This is a genomic window from Chryseobacterium endalhagicum, from assembly GCF_016745235.1.
Classification (GTDB): domain Bacteria; phylum Bacteroidota; class Bacteroidia; order Flavobacteriales; family Weeksellaceae; genus Chryseobacterium; species Chryseobacterium endalhagicum.
The window spans coordinates 592,409-609,834 of record NZ_JAELVM010000002.1; the positions used below are offsets into that span (position 1 = coordinate 592,409).

The 17,426-nt window shown below is 37.8% G+C and carries 13 protein-coding genes; 9 read left to right on the plus strand and 4 right to left on the minus strand.

What is annotated here, in order from left to right; all coding sequences use genetic code 11:
* Positions 1 to 181: 181 nt before the first annotated feature.
* Positions 182 to 1,873, minus strand: a complete 1,692-nt coding sequence (locus tag JET18_RS13055) for an AraC family transcriptional regulator (RefSeq protein WP_202091708.1) — start codon at positions 1,871 to 1,873, stop codon at positions 182 to 184.
* Positions 1,874 to 2,338: 465 nt separating this feature from the next.
* Here JET18_RS13055 and JET18_RS13060 point away from each other — a divergent pair, with 465 nt between their 5' ends.
* The 8 genes from JET18_RS13060 to JET18_RS13095 all read left to right on the plus strand — a co-directional run bounded on the left by JET18_RS13060 (position 2,339) and on the right by JET18_RS13095 (position 12,306).
* The gene (locus JET18_RS13060; RefSeq protein WP_202091710.1) at positions 2,339 to 4,516 is read left to right on the plus strand and encodes a prolyl oligopeptidase family serine peptidase; all 2,178 of its coding nucleotides are present in this window, start codon (positions 2,339 to 2,341) and stop codon (positions 4,514 to 4,516) included.
* The gene (locus JET18_RS13065) at positions 4,517 to 6,751 is read left to right on the plus strand and encodes a lantibiotic dehydratase family protein (RefSeq protein WP_202091712.1); all 2,235 of its coding nucleotides are present in this window, start codon (positions 4,517 to 4,519) and stop codon (positions 6,749 to 6,751) included.
* Positions 6,748 to 7,593 carry a thiopeptide-type bacteriocin biosynthesis protein gene (locus tag JET18_RS13070; protein WP_202091715.1) on the plus strand — a complete coding sequence of 282 codons (846 nt, stop codon included), beginning with the start codon at positions 6,748 to 6,750 and terminating at the stop codon, positions 7,591 to 7,593. Before JET18_RS13065 ends, JET18_RS13070 begins: the two co-directional genes overlap by 4 nt.
* A 290-nt stretch (positions 7,594 to 7,883) precedes the next feature.
* The gene (locus JET18_RS13075) at positions 7,884 to 8,855 is read left to right on the plus strand and encodes an ion channel (RefSeq protein ID WP_202091717.1); all 972 of its coding nucleotides are present in this window, start codon (positions 7,884 to 7,886) and stop codon (positions 8,853 to 8,855) included.
* A complete protein-coding gene (locus JET18_RS13080) occupies positions 8,856 to 9,344 on the plus strand; it encodes a YkgJ family cysteine cluster protein (RefSeq protein WP_202091719.1) in 489 nt (162 codons plus the stop codon). It abuts the gene before it with no gap.
* Between the two features lie 116 nt (positions 9,345 to 9,460).
* A complete protein-coding gene (locus JET18_RS13085) occupies positions 9,461 to 9,793 on the plus strand; it encodes a hypothetical protein (protein ID WP_202091721.1) in 333 nt (110 codons plus the stop codon).
* A gap of 148 nt (positions 9,794 to 9,941) precedes the next feature.
* A complete protein-coding gene (locus tag JET18_RS13090) occupies positions 9,942 to 10,682 on the plus strand; it encodes a LytTR family DNA-binding domain-containing protein (RefSeq protein WP_202091723.1) in 741 nt (246 codons plus the stop codon).
* A 103-nt stretch (positions 10,683 to 10,785) separates the two neighbouring features.
* A complete protein-coding gene (locus tag JET18_RS13095) occupies positions 10,786 to 12,306 on the plus strand; it encodes an amidohydrolase family protein (RefSeq protein ID WP_202091725.1) in 1,521 nt (506 codons plus the stop codon).
* 162 nt (positions 12,307 to 12,468) lie between these two features.
* Here the strand turns inward: JET18_RS13095 and gdhA are convergent, their stop codons facing one another.
* The 3 genes from gdhA to JET18_RS13110 form a co-directional block, all read right to left on the minus strand.
* On the minus strand, positions 12,469 to 13,827 hold the full coding sequence (gene gdhA, locus JET18_RS13100) for an NADP-specific glutamate dehydrogenase (RefSeq protein ID WP_202091727.1): 1,359 nt from the start codon (positions 13,825 to 13,827) through the stop codon (positions 12,469 to 12,471).
* 190 nt (positions 13,828 to 14,017) lie between these two features.
* Positions 14,018 to 15,127 (minus strand): DNA-processing protein DprA, encoded by a 1,110-nt coding sequence (gene dprA, locus JET18_RS13105; RefSeq protein ID WP_202091729.1) that lies wholly within the window; start codon positions 15,125 to 15,127, stop codon positions 14,018 to 14,020.
* A 138-nt stretch (positions 15,128 to 15,265) separates the two neighbouring features.
* Positions 15,266 to 16,033 (minus strand): rhomboid family intramembrane serine protease, encoded by a 768-nt coding sequence (locus JET18_RS13110; RefSeq protein ID WP_202091731.1) that lies wholly within the window; start codon positions 16,031 to 16,033, stop codon positions 15,266 to 15,268.
* Between the two features lie 257 nt (positions 16,034 to 16,290).
* On the opposite strand from JET18_RS13110, the gene JET18_RS13115 reads away from it, so the two are divergent.
* Entirely contained in the window at positions 16,291 to 17,217 is a 927-nt protein-coding gene (locus JET18_RS13115) for a DUF3078 domain-containing protein (protein ID WP_202091733.1), read from the plus strand.
* Positions 17,218 to 17,426 lie beyond the last annotated feature (209 nt).

Genomic DNA, 17,426 nt, shown 5'->3' on the forward strand with positions numbered 1-17,426 from the left:
TCCGTGTTGTTTCGATTTGGAAAAGAAAAAATATTTGTGTGTTTCTCTGAGACAAACTTAGATAAGAATCGAACTCAAAAAAAACAATTGATGACAGGATTTATAAATTCACGCTATGGATTTATAAATCTTTAAATTTTAAAATGTTGAATTACAATGAATTGTGTAATAAATGCGAAAATTAAGATGCGATTGCGTTTTCGATCTCTTTGATGTAAATTGAAGGCGTTGTACCTGTCTTTTTTTTGAATGCAGCCGAAAAAGCCTGGACATTATTATAGCCTAATTCATCTGCAATGGCAGGAAGTTTATAAGATCTGAGCTTTTTGTCCTCCAATAACCTCTCTGAAACATAGTCTATACGCAGATCATTCAGATAAGTAGTGAAGTTTTTTCCCTGTTGGGTATTAATTACTTCAGATAAATAGGCCGTATTGGTCTTTATGGTTTTTGCCAGACTGGCCAGCGTAATGCCTTTTTTAAGGAAATGTCCCTTGGATTCGAATGTATTCAGGTCTTTCAGAATAGATTTTGTAACGTCTTCAGATAAACTATTCCCGGATCTGTCCTTCATTTCAACCAAAATCTCCTCTATTTCTTCTGCTTCCTCCATCTCTTCCTCTTCTTCCTCTATCTGTGGCAGAATTTCTTCCCTGACGATTTCATGTTTCTGATTTTCAGATGATTCCATGTGCTTTTTTTCAATGGAATGAATTAAATCCTGAGCTATTTTTCTATACTCCTTCTCGGTTTTCTTGGATTTATAGTACAGGTAAATAAATAGGATAAGAATTAATATAAGTACACTGATAGAGGCGTAAAGACCTGTTTTATTATTATTCAGATCATTAATAATATTCTCTTTTTCCCGCAGAAGATTGGGAGTGTCATATTTCTTAGGAAGTTCCGTAGACAGGTATTTAAACTGCTCATCAAGCTTTTTATCCACCTTTAAGAACCGGTCTATATAATAAAGCTGTTTCTGTGTATCATTATTCTCCTTATAATAATCAATAAGAAAGGTATATACATCCCTCAGATCCGGGAATGTAATATTGGTTTTCTCTACATTGGTATCCAGTTTAGTGAAATATTCTACTGTTTTCTTTTTATCATTCAGCCCTTCATAAGACTTCCCCAGGCTGTAAAGGACATAGTTGGCATTATTATCCTCAATGCTGGAGAAATAATCATAAGATTTTGAAAACTCTTTAATGGCCTCTTCGTATTTTTTCTGTTTTAAATAAGAAAATCCTGACAGATATAAATACTGATTAACGCTATACTTGTTATGGCTCTTCGCAGAATAGTCCAGTCCTTCTTTAATCAGCACATTTACAGAATCAAGATGATCACTTTCTATATAGCAGTTAATCAGGTTGATACGTGTCTGATTGTGCTCGCTTTCGGAAAGTTCTTTGGAATCATAATAGTGTCTGAACATCTTGGCTGCTTCCACATTGCGCCCGATATGGCTGTTGATATACGCAATATTAAGATTGGCATAGGCAATAAGTTTCTGATCTTTTTGCTTCTGGGCATGTTTTAAGCTTATAATATAGTTGTCCAGAGCTGCTTTGAGGTTATCATTTTTATAGTACAAATTCCCTTTCATCCTGTAAGCAATAGCTTCATAGGTGCTTTCCTCAGCATTTTTCGTAACAATAAAAACACTGTCTATATACTTCATGGCCTGCGGAAAATCTTCATTAAAATGGACCAGAATATATCCTTCTGCCATCTGAAGATTATTTCGTTCAAGCTTTGCTTTCTGTAAATAATATTTTGCAATGATCTTAGACTCCTGGATTTTACCATTTTCATCATAATCATTAAACTTCTTTTTCAGCTCAGCATAGCCGAATCGTTTCAAAGAGTCGGTTAATTGTTTCTGAGCGCAAAAAAAATTTGCTGAAAGCAATAAAAGAGTAAATATCAGTCTCATCACAGTAGTAGTTTTATGCAAATTTACATATTTCTTATTCAAAAAACCAGGATTGAAAAAAAAACAAACAAGGTGCGCAATTAATTGAAAATAAATTAATTACAAAATTTAAAAACATCATGAATTTATAAATCTATACTATACAGAGATGGTTGGTTTAAAAAATATTCTTTTATTTGCTAACAGATTACTAAAAATAAATTTCTAATGAAAAAACAAGACAAACAAGAGAAAAAACTATCGTTAAAAAAAGTGCAAATCATGAAAATTAACGATATGAGAATGATCAACGGAGGAGACAGCTACCACTATGGTGCGGGTATAAATTGTGGAGATGACGAGCCTCTTCCTACTCCTTTAAGACATACCTTTGTAAAATAACGTTACTATTTTATGAAGTATTCAATATTTATCATTATTTGTTCTTTTTCTGCTTCTCTATATGCCCAAAAAAACAACCCTGCTCCGTCTAAGCCTTCTACAGATGACTATTTCGGAACCAAGATTGTGGATGAATACAGAAATCTGGAAAATCTGGAAGACCCTCAAACCCTCAACTGGATGAAAACTCAGACGGACTATACCAATGCCGCGCTGGATCTGATTCCCAAAAGAAATTATTTTTCAGCAAAAATGCTTGAATTTGATCAGAGGCAGGGATACTCCATATCCAATATGAAAATAACAGATAATGGTAAATATTTTTATTTAAAAAAGAACAGCAACGAAAAAGTTGCAAAACTATACTATCGTAAAGGAATCTCAGGAAAAGAAGAATTGCTTTACGACCCTTCCCAATATAAGAAGTCGGAAAAAAATCATGAATTTGTCATTAATTACCTGAATCCAAGCTGGGATGGCAGTAAAGTAGCCATCTCATTAGCAGAGAAAGGGCAGGAACTGGCAGAAGCCATCATTATGGATGTTGATAAAAAATACATTCATCCGGAAATTATCACTCAGATTGAACCTGTAAGTGCAGGAGGAATCAAGTGGCTGGATGACAACAGTGGATTTATCTATCTCCACTACAGTACTACAGACTCTAAATCACTCGATTTTTATAAAAATACAAGAACCGTTTTATATAAAATCGGGACTGATCCTAAAAATATAACTGATCTTTTCTCTTCCAAAAACAATCCGGATCTGAACATCACAGAAGATATGTTTCCCATGATCCTGGATTTTGATAAAGATGACCGATACTACATCGGTATGCTGGTAGATTACAATACGTACAGAAAAACATACATCATCTCTAAAAAAGATCTTTTAAGCGGGAAAAAGAACTGGAAACCTTTTTCAGATCCGGAAGATAAAACCAAATCATTAGAAGAGTCCAACAATGATGTCTTCTTTTTATCGAGCTATAATTCTTCTCTTAACAGTCTTTGTAAAACCAGTATCAGCGACCCCCGGTTCAAAAATCCGGAAGTTCTGATCCCTGAAAAAAAGGATGAGATCATTAAAAGCTATAGAATTACCAAAGACGGTATCTATTATACCACAACCAAAAACGGGGTGGAAGCCAAATTACATTTACTGAATAACGGAAAGGATACGGAAATTCAACTTCCTTACTCATCCGGAAGTGTAGCTCTGCAATCCAAAGGGCAGAACTTTGCTGATATCTGGGTGATTTGTTCCGGTTGGGCGAATGATAACCAAAGATTCAGGTATGATCTGAAAACCAATACTTTTAAACCGGAAGATCTTACACCGGGTACAGAATATCCTGAGTTCAAGAATATTGTTGTGAAAGAGGTTACCGTAAAATCAAGAGATGGTGAAGAGATTCCCGTTTCCCTGATCTATAATAAGAACATTAAAAAAGACGGTAAAAATCTCACTATGATAGACAGCTACGGGTCCTACGGATATTCCATTAATCCTTTCTTTGCGAAAAAATATCTGTTATGGATCAGTCAGGGAGGAATGGTAGCAGTAGCACACGTAAGAGGAGGTTCGGAAAAAGGTGAAAAATGGCGACTGGCAGGCTATAAGGAAACCAAGCCCAATACCTGGAAAGACCTGATAGACTGTACAGAGTTCTTAATTAATGAAAAATATACATCAAAAGATAAAGTAGCACTTTGGGGAGCCAGCGCAGGAGGAATTACTGTAGGAAGAGCCATGACCGAAAGACCGGATCTTTTTAAAGTTGTAGTCGCGGAAGTAGGGGTTATGAACCCTCTGAGAGATGAAACCACTCCCAATGCACAGCCTAAAGAATTCGGGACAGTAAAGGACCCTAAAGAATTTAAAGCTCTTCTGGAAATGGATTCTTACCATCATCTGGAAAAAGGAGTAAAATATCCCGCTACTTTTATTACAGGCGGAATCAATGACCAGAGAGTTACCGTGTGGGAACCTGTGAAATTTGCGGCTGCATTATCGGCTGCCAGCACTTCAGGCCTTCCGGTGATGTTAAAAATAGATTATGAAGGAGGCCATGCAGGGAATGTTCCTGCAGCACACCGCTATGCCAACATAGGAGATATGTTTGCCTTCGCTTTGTGGCAGCTGGGCCACCCGGATTATCAGCCAAAACAAAATACAAAAAAGTAAATGTCCCATTTTCCTTATCTTTTTTTTGACGAATTTGTAGTTCGTACCCCTTTGTTTTCATGTACGGATTTCCGTACATATATGGGAAAAGATGAGATTCCGGAAATCACATTAAAAAAAATATATGCCGATCCTGTTTTTCAGGAAGCTATTTATCTGGCTTCTCCTTTCCTGCATGGAGAGCTGGTGAAATGGCTCAGCACAGAACATCCATACGATGCAAAAGAAGAACAGAAACTAAGAAATACCCTGCTGAAATATTTTTGCCGTATAAGTACACGCAGTACTCCGTTCGGATTGTTCTCCGGTGTTGGCCAGGGTAAATTTTCAGCATCACCAGATTCATTGGGTAAGGAAAACATTTCCTCAGCTTCATTATCAGGGGATTGGTTGAGAGACACCAAACTGGATATGCATTTTCTGGTTTCCCTCGCTCAGCATTTTGTAAAAACCAGGGAAATAAGAGACCAGCTGCTGTTTTATCCTAATAACAGTATGTATAAAATCGGGAACAAGATCCGTTATATAGAATATCAATATACTCAGGGGAAAAGAGATTATATCATATCATCCGCTCCGCTTTCAGAAGAACTGCAGCAGGTCCTGAAATTTTCCCGATCCGGAAAAACCATACACGAGATTGCACAGATCCTGATTAATGAAGAAATAAGCGGAGAGGAAGCGGCAGAATTTATTGAAGAACTTGTTGATAATCAATTACTGGTAAGCCAGCTGGAACCGAATGTATCGGGGGGCGATTTTATGGATCTGTTAATTTCAGCTTTAACAAAAATACATGCCGGCGATGCTGCCACTATTCTGAAGAACATTAAAGATAAGCTGGAGAAACTGGATCTCCATATCGGAAATCCAGCCACTCTTTATGCTGAAACGGAAGATCTAATCAGATCCTTTGATACGGTGTACGACAGGAAGTTTCTTTTTCAGACGGATCTCTATTCTAAAAATGAGTTCTTCCTTTCCCCACACTGGAAAAAGGAACTGAAAAAAGGGATCTGTTTTTTAAATAAAATCACATTACCTCAAACGGAAACTACCTTTCAAAAATTCAAACAGGCATTTTCCGAACGGTTTGAGGCAGAGGAAGTGCCTCTCCTGTATGTTCTGGACGCAGAAGTAGGAATAGGATACAGACAGGGTGTTTCTGCAAAAGGTCTTCATCCTTATTTGAATGACCTGAAACTTCCCGCCTCTTCCAAAAAGCAAAACCGCAGCATTCATTTTAATTCCGTTCTTACTATTCTGAACGAAAAGCTGCAGGATGCCTTAGTGTTTCAGCATGAAAAAATTGAATTATCTGATCAGGATTTTGACTCCTTTGAGGAAAACTGGGATGATCTGCCAGATACTCAATCTTTTTTAACAGAAATAATTTCAGAAGATCATCGGGAAAAATTATTTATCAACAGCAGTACCACATGCAGTGCTGCTAATTTTTTGGGAAGATTTCATTCGGAAAAATCCGGGATTCGGAATTTAGCAAAAGCTATTGCCCACAAGGAAAATGAGCTGAATTCCGACTCGATTCTTGCGGAAATCATTCACCTGCCGGAAGCCAGAATAGGCAATATCATCCGGAGACCATCATTACGGGAGTATGAAATTCCGTACTTAGCGCAGTCTGATCTACCTGCGGACCAGCAGATTTCAGTGGATGACCTGTATATTTCGCTGAAAAATGATCAAATTGTTTTGCGCTCCAAAAGGTTGAATAAAGAAGTAAAACCTTATCTCACCAATGCCCATAATTATGCTTTTGAGACGCTTCCTGTCTACCATTTTTTATCTGATCTGTATTCTCAGAATGTCAGGACCGGGCTTTACTTTGATTGGGGCGGGCTGGAGGACATCTACCGGTTTTTGCCAAGAGTGGAATACGGGAATATCATCCTTGCAAAGGCCAGATGGAAAATAACGGACAAGGATATTTTGCATCTGCTTCCTATAATTTCGGATAAAAATCATTTTTTAGCTGAATTAACAAAATGGAGAACCCAAATGAAAATACCGGCATGGATACAGTGGGCGCACTTTGACAATACGCTGGCTCTGCATCTGGACAATTATGATATGGCTCAAATGTTCATACAGATTGTCAAAAGTGAAAAATCATTGGCTGTGGAGGAGTTTTTATACCACGAAACTCATGATCATAAGCAGGAATTCATCTTTTCGCTGTATAAAGCTGAAGCCTTAAAAAAACCGGGAGCATGATGAAGAGAAAATTTATTCCCGGCACTGAATGGCTGTATCTGAAAATATATACCGGCATAAAAACGGCTGATATTATTCTGGAGGAAGCCATAACTTCTCTCACCGAAGCTCTTCAGGATAGAAAACTGATTTCAGAATGGTTCTTTATCCGGTATCTGGATCCGAAACCTCACATCCGGTTAAGATTCAGACTCCACAGCGTCAAAGACTGTAATTGCGTGACTGAACTGATCAACGAAGCTTTACAGGATTATCTGGAAAGTGGCGAGATTTCATTAATAGTACACGATACCTATACAAGAGAAATCGAGCGTTATGGAGAAAATACAATGGAAGATGCTGAAAAATTATTTCATAGCAACAGTGAGCTTTCTTTGCAGTGCCTTCATTTTGACGATGAACAAAAAATCATTATCAGCCTTTTTCTGATCGATACCTACTTAACAACACTAGGAATGGATATTCAGGAAAAACTGGACTGGATCAAAGATTTCAACGAAGACTTTAAAGCTGAATTTAATGCGGATAAAGCTCTTAACAGCCAGCTTGATAAAAAATACCGGGAATGGAAACCTCAATTTCTGAATTTTAATTTCTCCGATGAATACGTAAATGAAAGAGAATTTATTATTTTAAACATTGAAAAAGACCGGGCTGTATTAGAAAATATTCAACACCACAACAAAAACCAATCTCTGGGAATGCCTCTGAGAATATTTTTCCAAAGTATTTTCCATCTGAATATCAACAGGCTTTTCGTTTCCAACCAAAGAGTATTTGAAATGATTATCTACGATTACCTGCTAAGATATTATAAAACAAATTTTTGGTTAAGTAAATAAATTATGTAACCCGAACTCAGGTTAAATTTATAGTTAAATAATCCTATAATTTAAAAATAAAGAATCCATCTCATGAATAATAATGAGATGGATTGTTTTTAGAGGGTTATAATTGTCACTCAAAATGAAAAGCTGTTCAGAAAATCAACTCAGACTAAAGATTTATTTTATATTTTTTTAACCAGACTTTATCAAAAGCTTTTGATAAATTTCATGAAAACAATATTTTATCTTTGCAGAGGGAAAGCAAAAGTGAATTGGCTTACGGATTAAAATCAATACTATAAACAATGGCTAGAGGCTTCAGACAGAAGATTCGTCAGAAAAACACGGAGAACAGCGGATTCGGGAGTAATGCTTCCGGAAGATTCATCAATAGGGACGGCCTTCCGAATGTCAAGCGGAAAGGGGTAAATGTATTCAACAGGTTGAGCTGGTATCACACGATGCTGAATCTGTCAACCTTCCGTTTCCTGTCTTATCTGGTAGTTGCCTATATTCTTGTCAATCTGGTATTTGCGCTGGTTTACTATCTGATCGGGGTGGAACATCTTACCGGAATTGATAAAAGTGACCCTCTGAACGAATTTATTGACGTGTTTTTCTTCAGCTCCCAGACCTTTACCACGGTGGGTTACGGCAGAATTGCTCCTGTAGGGTTTTTAGCAAGTCTTGTAGCTACTTTTGAAGCTTTTCTTGGATTGCTTACCTTTGCCATTGCAACAGGACTTTTTTACGGAAGATTCTCAAGGCCGAGGGCATATTTAAGGTTCTCTGATATTGCGGTAATTGCTCCGTTCAAAGAATCAAGGGCTTTGATGTTCAGGCTGGCTCCCTTTAAAAATAATGCACTTACAGATGCGGAGGTGATTGTTTCAACAGCTATTGAAGTGATTGAAAACGGAGTGCCGAAAAGTAATTTTTATTCTTTAAAAACCCATTTAAATAAGATCAATACCCTGGCACTGAACTGGACGGTTGTTCATGAGATCAAAGAAGATTCACCGTTTTATGGTTTTTCTGAAGATGATTTTAAAAATACGGATATTGAGATTATTGTCCAGATCCGGGCATTTGATGAAGTATTTTCCAATACGGTGGTGCAGAGGTCGTCCTATGTCTCCTCGGAAATTGTTTACGGGGCTAGATTTGTCCCGATGTATTATCCTGATCAGCAAGATCTTACCACCGTTTTGGATCTGGATAAAATTAATGAATATCAAAAAGCAGAGCTTCCGGTTAAGACCGGAAATCATCAATAAATGAATTTAGATCTTTATAAAAAGCAGGCTTTACAAAAGCAGAAGGAACATAAAAAATTTCTGGACGGATTAAAAAAGAAGCCGCCCAAAAACCTCGATTATGTCGTTCAGGAAACCCACGATGAAGTTTTCGAGGAAGTAGACTGCCTCCAGTGCGCCAATTGCTGTAAAACCACCGGACCTTTATACACCGAAAAAGATATTGAACGTATTTCGAAGCACCTGCGGATGAAGCAGGCCGATTTTGAAGCGAAATTTTTAAGAGTGGACGAAGACAATGATAAGGTACTGCAGAATCTTCCCTGTTTTTTTCTCAACAATGACAATACCTGTTCTATTTATGAAGTCCGGCCTAAAGCATGCCGTGAATATCCGCATACGGACCGCAAAAAGATCTATCAGATCAATCATCTCATGCTGAAAAATACCGTGATTTGCCCCGCCGCTTATGAATTTGTAGAAAAGATGATGAAGAATATTTCCAGATAAATCAAAGCTGGTAAAATTTCTTAAATAATTATAAAGTACGTTAAATAAGACTTTTACGCATAATTTATTAAAAAGGCTGTCGTTTAATTTAAACAACCATTTAAAAATATTGCATTATGAAAAAGTTAATCTTAACTGCCGCGTTTACTTTAGTCGGCGTGATTGCAGTCTCTGCTCAGGCACAGACGCAAACCCAGAAACCAGCCGAAACTCCTAGTAACACGACCACTCCAACCCAGCAGCAGAATACACAGACAAGTACTCCTGCAGAGGCTCAGAAACAGAACACCTCCACAACTACAACAGCGACTGTAAGCACTACAGCCACGCCGGCCACGAATGTTGAATCAACAACAACTGTGGATCCGGGGACTACAGACGCTACAAAGCCTTCTGATGCTACTAAAGCAGAAAAAAAGGCTAAGAAAAAGGCAAAGTCATCTAAGTAAATATTGAACAAAGCAGAAAGGGAGTCCTGGAACGAAAGTTTCAGGATTTTTTTTGACTCATTAATTGAAGTACCAATCAGTATATTATTTACGTATATTTCGGATGTAAATATATGTCCGGATCACTGGGACTAAGCTGATTTATTCAATGAAAAGACTAAACCCTTCTCTTAAGTATAATTTACTAATAGGCGTTTTCCTTAGTATATGGCTTTTTATTTTTGCTTTTTTTATAAGACCGTTTGACGATGGAACCATTAGTTTTAAGGTATGGATCATTATCAGTATTGGATTTAGCGTCATTGCATTGCTGTGTTATGGAGTCATTGCTTTCCTGCAGAAATGGGTTTACAGGAAACTGGGAAAATGGAACATCGGATTTGAATTATTGAGTATTGTTTCTTTTCAATTCCTTTTTTGGATTGTGACTTATGCTTTTTATAAAAGCCCGGCCTTGAATGGAGGATATGTTTTTTTTCAGTTTTTAGAGATTATCATTCTTAAATCAGCTTTGATTTCTACCCCCATCATTGTTTTGGCAAGGATCTATGCTGTGTCCTTAATTCCTGCGCAAGATGACACCATCATTATCAGAGGAGAAAATAAACTGGATATTTTAAAAATTAAAAGAAATGAACTGATCTGTGTTTCCAATTCTCAGAATTATGTTGAGATTTTCTTTGTAGAGGGAAACGAAGTAAAAGTAAAGCTCATTCGGAGCACGCTTAAAAAGATTCAGAATGATTTTGATTTTTTGGTTCAAATCCATCGCTCACATCTGATCAATCCGTCTCATTTTAAAGCATGGAAAAATGCGGACACCATTTCTCTTACTCAAATTGAGCTTCCTGTTTCTAAAAATTACAGAGAACATTTGTTATCCCTGTAATTTCCGTACCTAAAACCGCGTATTTCATACCTAACCCTTCATATCACCTTGTTGAAAGGTGTTTTTGTTTTTATTTTGCCTTCCAGATAAGAATAAATAGTATATGAAAAAGCTTTGGATCAGGAGAATCTTATGGTCATCTCTAATCGGTTTGGGTATCGTTATCTGTGGTTTTTTATGGGCAGATCATGAACTCAATAAAGTCCTGGGTAAATCTACCCGGGTTATTGATCTTTCTTCACTTATTAAGCCATCACCATTGGTACAGATAAGAAATGTCAATGTCCTTTCAGAAGACTGCACCCATTTTATGAACAATCAGGATGTCCTCATTAAGGATGGGATCATTCTTCAGCTAGGCACCAATCAACCGGTGAATAAGGGAGCTTCCATTATTGATGGTACAGGGAAGTATCTTATTCCGGGGCTTGTAGACAGTCATGTTCATGTAAAAGAAAGTAAGAATGACTTGTTTTTATATCTGGCTAATGGGGTTACCTACATCAGGGAAATGGCCGGGCAGCCGGTGATCTTAGAATGGCGGAAAGCAATCCGGAAAAGCGGCTTGGGACCGAGGATGTTTGTCGCTTCGCCACCCATATTTAGTGAGGCTGGGGTAGCGGGTTATTATTATGGCTGGACAAGGCATTCCGTCAATTATTCCAATAAAAAGGCTGCGTACCAAGCCATAAAGAAAATAAAAAAACAGGGGTATGATGCTATTAAGATGTACGGTTTTGTCAATCCGGAAATGTTTGAAACAACAATACAAATTGCTGATGAAAATAATATACCGGTTATTGGGCATATACCGATGGTTAATTTGGACGCCTTTTTTCCTTCAGGCCAGAAAGAAGTAGCTCATATTGAAGAAATAACCGTTAAGACAATTGATGAATTCGGAAAATCAATTTCTAAAAATCCCGCAGAATATCTCCGTTTTCTGAAAATACGGTCACATCAGATCGCTAAGAAACTAAAAGAAAATAAGGTAAATGTTACTTCAACCGTTTGGTTATGTGAAAGCTTTTTAGCCCAGCGGTTTGACTTAAAGTCTAAACTTAAAGAAATAGATTTGAAATATGCTAATCCTAAAATTATTGAAGGAACGGGATTGTATAAAATGGGGTGGTTACCCGGTAAAAATGGGTATGAATATGATGGAAAAGACACTCCTGAAGCAAAAAAATTATCGCTGACATTCTGGAAGACCTATGTGGAAGCGATTCATATCATGACCAAAGCATTGGTAGATCATCATGTCCCTGTTATGGCCGGAACAGATGCTAATGTTGCCACGGCTGTTCCCGGGTTTTCTCTTCATAATGAACTGGAGTCTTTATCTAAATCCGGAATGACCAATTCACAGGCCATTTATTCTGCTACAGTGGAGCCTGGTCTATGGATGAAAAGTAAGACAGGGAAGATCAAAACAGGGTATCATTCAGATTTGGTGCTGCTTGCTAAGAATCCATTGAATGATATCAGAAATACAAAGACTATTGAGTATGTGTTTTTTAACAATCATGTCATCAACAAAACTCAAATTAAAATGATTCTGAAAAGCATTGAGGATGCCAATAATGAAAACCGGAATATAGAGATTGGTGAATACTTAAAGTGAAAATATTCATGACTATCTTTAAAGGCTTTCTTCACCCTGTAAAAATAAAAAAGCGCTGTACACAGACAGCGCTTTCTCCTTTCACTTTTTACTTTTTTCCCATTATCCCGGGAACAGGCTGTATCAAAAAAGGTCGGGAGTACTCCCAACCTTTGTTTATCTTTATACTACTCCCTGAGCCAGCATTGCTTCTGCTACTTTCACGAAGCCGGCGATATTGGCTCCTTTCACGTAGTTTACATAGCCGTCCTCATCTTTTCCGTAGTCTCTGCAAGCTTTGTGGATTCCGATCATGATCTCTTTCAGTCTTGCGTCAACCTCTTCAGAAGTCCAGTTAAGACGGATAGAGTTCTGTGTCATCTCAAGACCTGAAGTGGCAACACCTCCTGCGTTGGAAGCTTTACCAGGCGAGAATAGAACTTTGTTGTCTAAGAAATAGTTGATCGCATCCAGTGTAGAAGGCATATTAGCCGCCTCAGTTACACAAAGACATCCGTTTTCAACCAGGATTTTAGCATCTTCAAGATCCAGCTCATTTTGAGTGGCTGAAGGGAATGCTACATCACATTTTACACTCCAAGGACGTTTTCCTGCGTGGAATTCTGCAGAAGGATATTTTTTAGCATAATCCTCAGCTCTGTTGTTTCCTGAAGATCTCAATTCCAATAGGTAATCGATCTTTTCACCGCTGATTCCGTCTTTGTCGTAGATATATCCATCAGGACCGGATACTGTAACAACCTTAGCACCAAGCTCAGTTGCTTTTTTGATAACTCCCCAGGCTACGTTTCCGAAACCTGAAACCGTTACGATTTTATCTTTAAAGTCCTGTCCGATTGTCTTAAGCATCTGCTCTGCGAAGTATACCACACCGTATCCTGTAGCTTCAGGACGGATCAGGGATCCTCCGTAAGCAAGACCTTTTCCTGTAAGTACTCCGGTAAATTCGTTTCTGATTTTTTTGTATTGTCCGAAAAGATATCCGATTTCTCTGGCTCCTACACCAATGTCTCCTGCAGGTACATCTGTTTCAGGACCGATATGCTTGCATAATTCAGTCATGAAAGCCTGGCAGAAACGCATTACTTCCATATCAGATTTTCCTTGCGGATCGAAATCTGAACCTCCTTTTCCTCCACCCATCGGAAGAGTCGTTAATGAGTTTTTAAATACCTGCTCGAAAGCTAAGAATTTAAGAACAGAAAGGTTTACAGTAGGATGGAAACGGATTCCTCCTTTGTATGGTCCGATTGCAGAGTTCATTTGAATTCTGAAACCTCTGTTTACCTGTATCTCTCCTTTATCATCAACCCATGGAACTCTGAAGATAATGATTCTTTCAGCTTCAGCCATTCTCTCTAGAAGCTTCATTCCTGTATATTCCTTTTTGGTCATAATAAACGGAATTACAGTCACAGCTACTTCTTTTACGGCTTGTAAAAATTCTGGTTCATTAGGATTTTTTGCTTCAATCTTGGCAATAAACTCCTGGATTTTCTGGTCAATATTATATTGTTCCATATATTAGGGTTGAATATTATTGTCAACAAATTTAATTTTTTTTTCAAGATTCACAATACTCTATTTCAACATTGCTAAAAATTAAATAATAATGTTTCGAAATATTATTAAATTGATAATTTATGATCAATTTTTGTTAAAAATTAAAAGTTAGCTCTCAATTGATGCAATATTAAGAAATCGTTAATTCTTAAATTGCGGTAAATTGCCTCCCGGAAAATGATTTTACTTTCCCTAAAAGCTCCAATTCCAAAATTACCGGAAGAATTTTGTAGGAAGCGGTTGAAATAATCTGTGCCAGATCATCCAGAGACACCTGAGGATGAGCCTTGATGGCAAGATAAATTATTTCTTGATTTTCAGTAAGTTGCAGGTTTGTTTCACTGTAAGGAAACAGCTCTGCCGCTTTCTCTTTTGAATGATTAAATCCCAGTGAATCTATAAGATCTTTTACGGTAGAAACGGAAGATGCTTTGTTTTGGAAAATCAGCTGGTTACAGCCCTGGCTGTATGGATCGGTGATCTTTCCGGGCAGCGCAAAAACCTCACGGTTATAGTCATTGGCAAATGATGCGGTACTTACAGATCCGCCTCCAAATCCGGTTTCCACCACAATGGTTGAAGGAGATATTCCGGCAATAATCCTGTTTCTCTGGATGAAATTTTCGCGGTCCGGTTTCCGGGAAGAATTGAATTCTGTAAACAATGCGCCACCTTCCTCCAGTATTTTTTCCGACAGTTTTTTGTTTTTGGAAGGATAGAGCGTGTGAAATCCATGAGCAAGGACGGCTGCGGTTGGTATCTTATGATGAATAGACTGTTCGTGAACTTCCTTATCTACTCCAAGAGCTAATCCGCTGACAGATATGAATTTGGAAGACTTTGAGGATTCAAAGAAATCTCCAATGAACTGCTTGCCGTAAGAAGTCATATTCCGGGTGCCTACAATACTTATTTTTGGTAAAGAATCGTCAAAATTGCCTTTTTGATAAAGAATGGCCGGAGCATCATCACATTCATTCAGCAGAGACGGAATTTCCTTTAAATGTCTGAGATTGATCCGGATATGGTTCTTTTCACAAAACCTGATTTCCTTTTCTGCAAATTTCAGATATTCATCATTTCCGATGTCCGCCACTGTTTTTCTGCCGATGCCTTCCGCTTTGCTATATTCTTTTTTTGCTCTTTTCCAGGCTTCTTCAGCACTTCCGAAGGTTCGTACGAGTTTATGAAAATTAATGTCGCCAATCAGGCTGCATTCGCGCAGGGCAATGGCATAGAGGTATTCTTCCGGGATCATTTGTGTTTTTTTTCAAATGTAATAAAATAATCCAAGTTGAATAAGGTTTGGAAGCTTGAGTTTAGAGTTTGGTTGCTGGTTGACAGTTGCTGGTTCTAACCCCGAAACGCGCATCCCGCACCTTTAAAACCTCCTGCTTTATTTCCTCCTCAACTCATCCAGACGGTCCCAGATGTCATCTCTTTTTTTGTAGGGAAGTTCCAGGAAGTCATCAGGGTGGTTTTCTTTATATTCCTGCCATAGTTTATCGTCTTTTTCGCTGTAGTAGTTGGGAAATTCCCAGATGTACTTTTTTTTTCTTTCTCCTACATTTTTAAAGGCGAAAGCAATAATACTTCCTACTACAGCCCCCGAAAGGTGAGCCTGCCATGAGATTTTGCTCGGTTCCTGAAGATTATAGAACAGCTCTTCCGGGAACATTCCCCAGATCAAGCTTCCATAATATAAAACAACAAGCAGTGATATTGTGAGAAGCTTCATATTCCATTTAAAAACTCCGCTGAAGAACAGGAAGAAGGCAAGAACGTACACGATTCCGCTGGCCCCGATCGTGCAGGTATAGGTATAATCGCCGGTGAGAATATCAATGGGTGGAAGCATCCAAAGCAGCAAACCAGTCGCCAGCCAGCCGATTATAAAAACTTTATTGGCAACCAAAGGGTAGAACTGATATAAAAGGAACAGCAGAACGGCTACCGGAATGGAATTGCTAATGATATGATCCATATTTCCATGCAGAAGGGGAGAAGTAACAATGCCGAGCAGGCCTTCCGGTAAAAGAGGAATAATGGCCCCGAAACAGCTTTGAAAAAAGCCCATCGTCTGCAGTAAGAACCCCAGCCACATCGCGGAAAGCATCAGCAATGGGGTGATAACAGCTCTTTTGGAAATTATATTTTTAAACATGTGGAGGGTACGTCAAATCAAAAGCCAATGATAAATTTCGGAAAATTTGTCGATGAATTCATAGAAGGGGCAATTATTTTAGGACAAAAGGTTTCAATTTTATAATGCCTTGCTTAAGATTTTGACACTGAATGTATTAAAGTGGCTTGTTTTTGGCTTATTGAAGATCATTTTGATGATTTAAGGTTTTTTATCATCCAATCATGGGGTTTAAAAAAATTATATTAATATTTTTGTAATGAAAATCATGTAAAATAATGAAGAAGTTTTTATTGATTCTTTCCCTTTCTATAGGGATTTATGCAAGTGCACAGGAAGAATTGAAAAAAGATTCAGTAGTCGTAGATACTGTAAAATACTGGTCCGTACTGGGAAAAAATACTTTAATGATTAATCAGGCTGCCTTTTCTAACTGGGTAGGCGGTGGAGCAAACAACGTAGGCTGGCTTGCCGGGATTAATTACAATCTTACCTATGAAAAAGATAATGATCTCTGGGAAAATATTATTGTCCTGGATTACGGGCAGAATGATACCAAAGGTCTGGGCGTAAGGAAAACACAGGATGTAATCAATGTTTCCACCAATTACGGGCGTAAATTTTCCAAAAGCTGGTATTTCTCCCTGGGAGCCGGAATACAGTCTCAGTTTGCTGCCGGATATGAAGACGGGAATAACCCTGCTGCGAAAAAAATCTCCAATTTTATGGCTCCCGGCTATCTCAACCTCGGTATGGGTATTACGTACAGGCCTAATGATAATCTTACAGTAACCATGCGGCCTACCAACGGACGATGGACTTTTGTTCTGGATAAAGATCTTCAGCTTGCCGGAAATTACGGTTTGAAAAATGACGGCGACACTTCACTCTTACAGTTTGGTTTCCTGGGAACGGCCATGTATAAGGTGAAATTAATGGAGAATGTTAATATTACCAATACCGCTTCCGTATTCTCCAATTATCTGGATCATCCGGAAAGACTTGTTCTTGCATATGGAGCAGTTCTGAACTTTAAAGTCAATAAATTTATCTCATCCAATATCACGCTGGATCTGCTTTATGATCATAATCAGATTCAGAAAACCCAGCTGAAGCAGACCCTTGGGATAGGTTTTGCTTACCTTCTGAATAACGGGGTAAAACGATCTGACCGGAAAGACAGCCAGTGGTGGATCAAAAAATAGATAACACGCTTTACATCAATACAAAATCACTTCCATGCGGAGTGATTTTTTTTTATTAATTAGAATAATGATTTTAAATAATATGGTCGCAATTATATGTTTTTATTCTTTTAATTTTTAAAATAACTTTAATATTTGAATCAAAAAGAAATAATTTTAATATATCATAAATCTGTGATTAGTTTTTTACCAAAAAATATATGTATATT

Bases quoted from the DNA above. Each gene is read 5' to 3' on its own strand.
- JET18_RS13060 (WP_202091710.1), top strand. From the start codon at position 2,339: ATGAAGTATTCAATATTTATCATTATTTGTTCTTTTTCTGCTTCTCTA.
- JET18_RS13065 (WP_202091712.1), top strand. From the start codon at position 4,517: ATGTCCCATTTTCCTTATCTTTTTTTTGACGAATTTGTAGTTCGTACC.
- JET18_RS13070 (WP_202091715.1), top strand. From the start codon at position 6,748: ATGATGAAGAGAAAATTTATTCCCGGCACTGAATGGCTGTATCTGAAA.
- JET18_RS13075 (WP_202091717.1), top strand. From the start codon at position 7,884: ATGGCTAGAGGCTTCAGACAGAAGATTCGTCAGAAAAACACGGAGAAC.
- JET18_RS13080 (WP_202091719.1), top strand. From the start codon at position 8,856: ATGAATTTAGATCTTTATAAAAAGCAGGCTTTACAAAAGCAGAAGGAA.
- JET18_RS13085 (WP_202091721.1), top strand. From the start codon at position 9,461: ATGAAAAAGTTAATCTTAACTGCCGCGTTTACTTTAGTCGGCGTGATT.
- JET18_RS13090 (WP_202091723.1), top strand. From the start codon at position 9,942: ATGAAAAGACTAAACCCTTCTCTTAAGTATAATTTACTAATAGGCGTT.
- JET18_RS13095 (WP_202091725.1), top strand. From the start codon at position 10,786: ATGAAAAAGCTTTGGATCAGGAGAATCTTATGGTCATCTCTAATCGGT.
- gdhA (WP_202091727.1), bottom strand. From the start codon at position 13,827: ATGGAACAATATAATATTGACCAGAAAATCCAGGAGTTTATTGCCAAG.
- dprA (WP_202091729.1), bottom strand. From the start codon at position 15,127: ATGATCCCGGAAGAATACCTCTATGCCATTGCCCTGCGCGAATGCAGC.
- JET18_RS13110 (WP_202091731.1), bottom strand. From the start codon at position 16,033: ATGTTTAAAAATATAATTTCCAAAAGAGCTGTTATCACCCCATTGCTG.
- JET18_RS13115 (WP_202091733.1), top strand. From the start codon at position 16,291: ATGAAGAAGTTTTTATTGATTCTTTCCCTTTCTATAGGGATTTATGCA.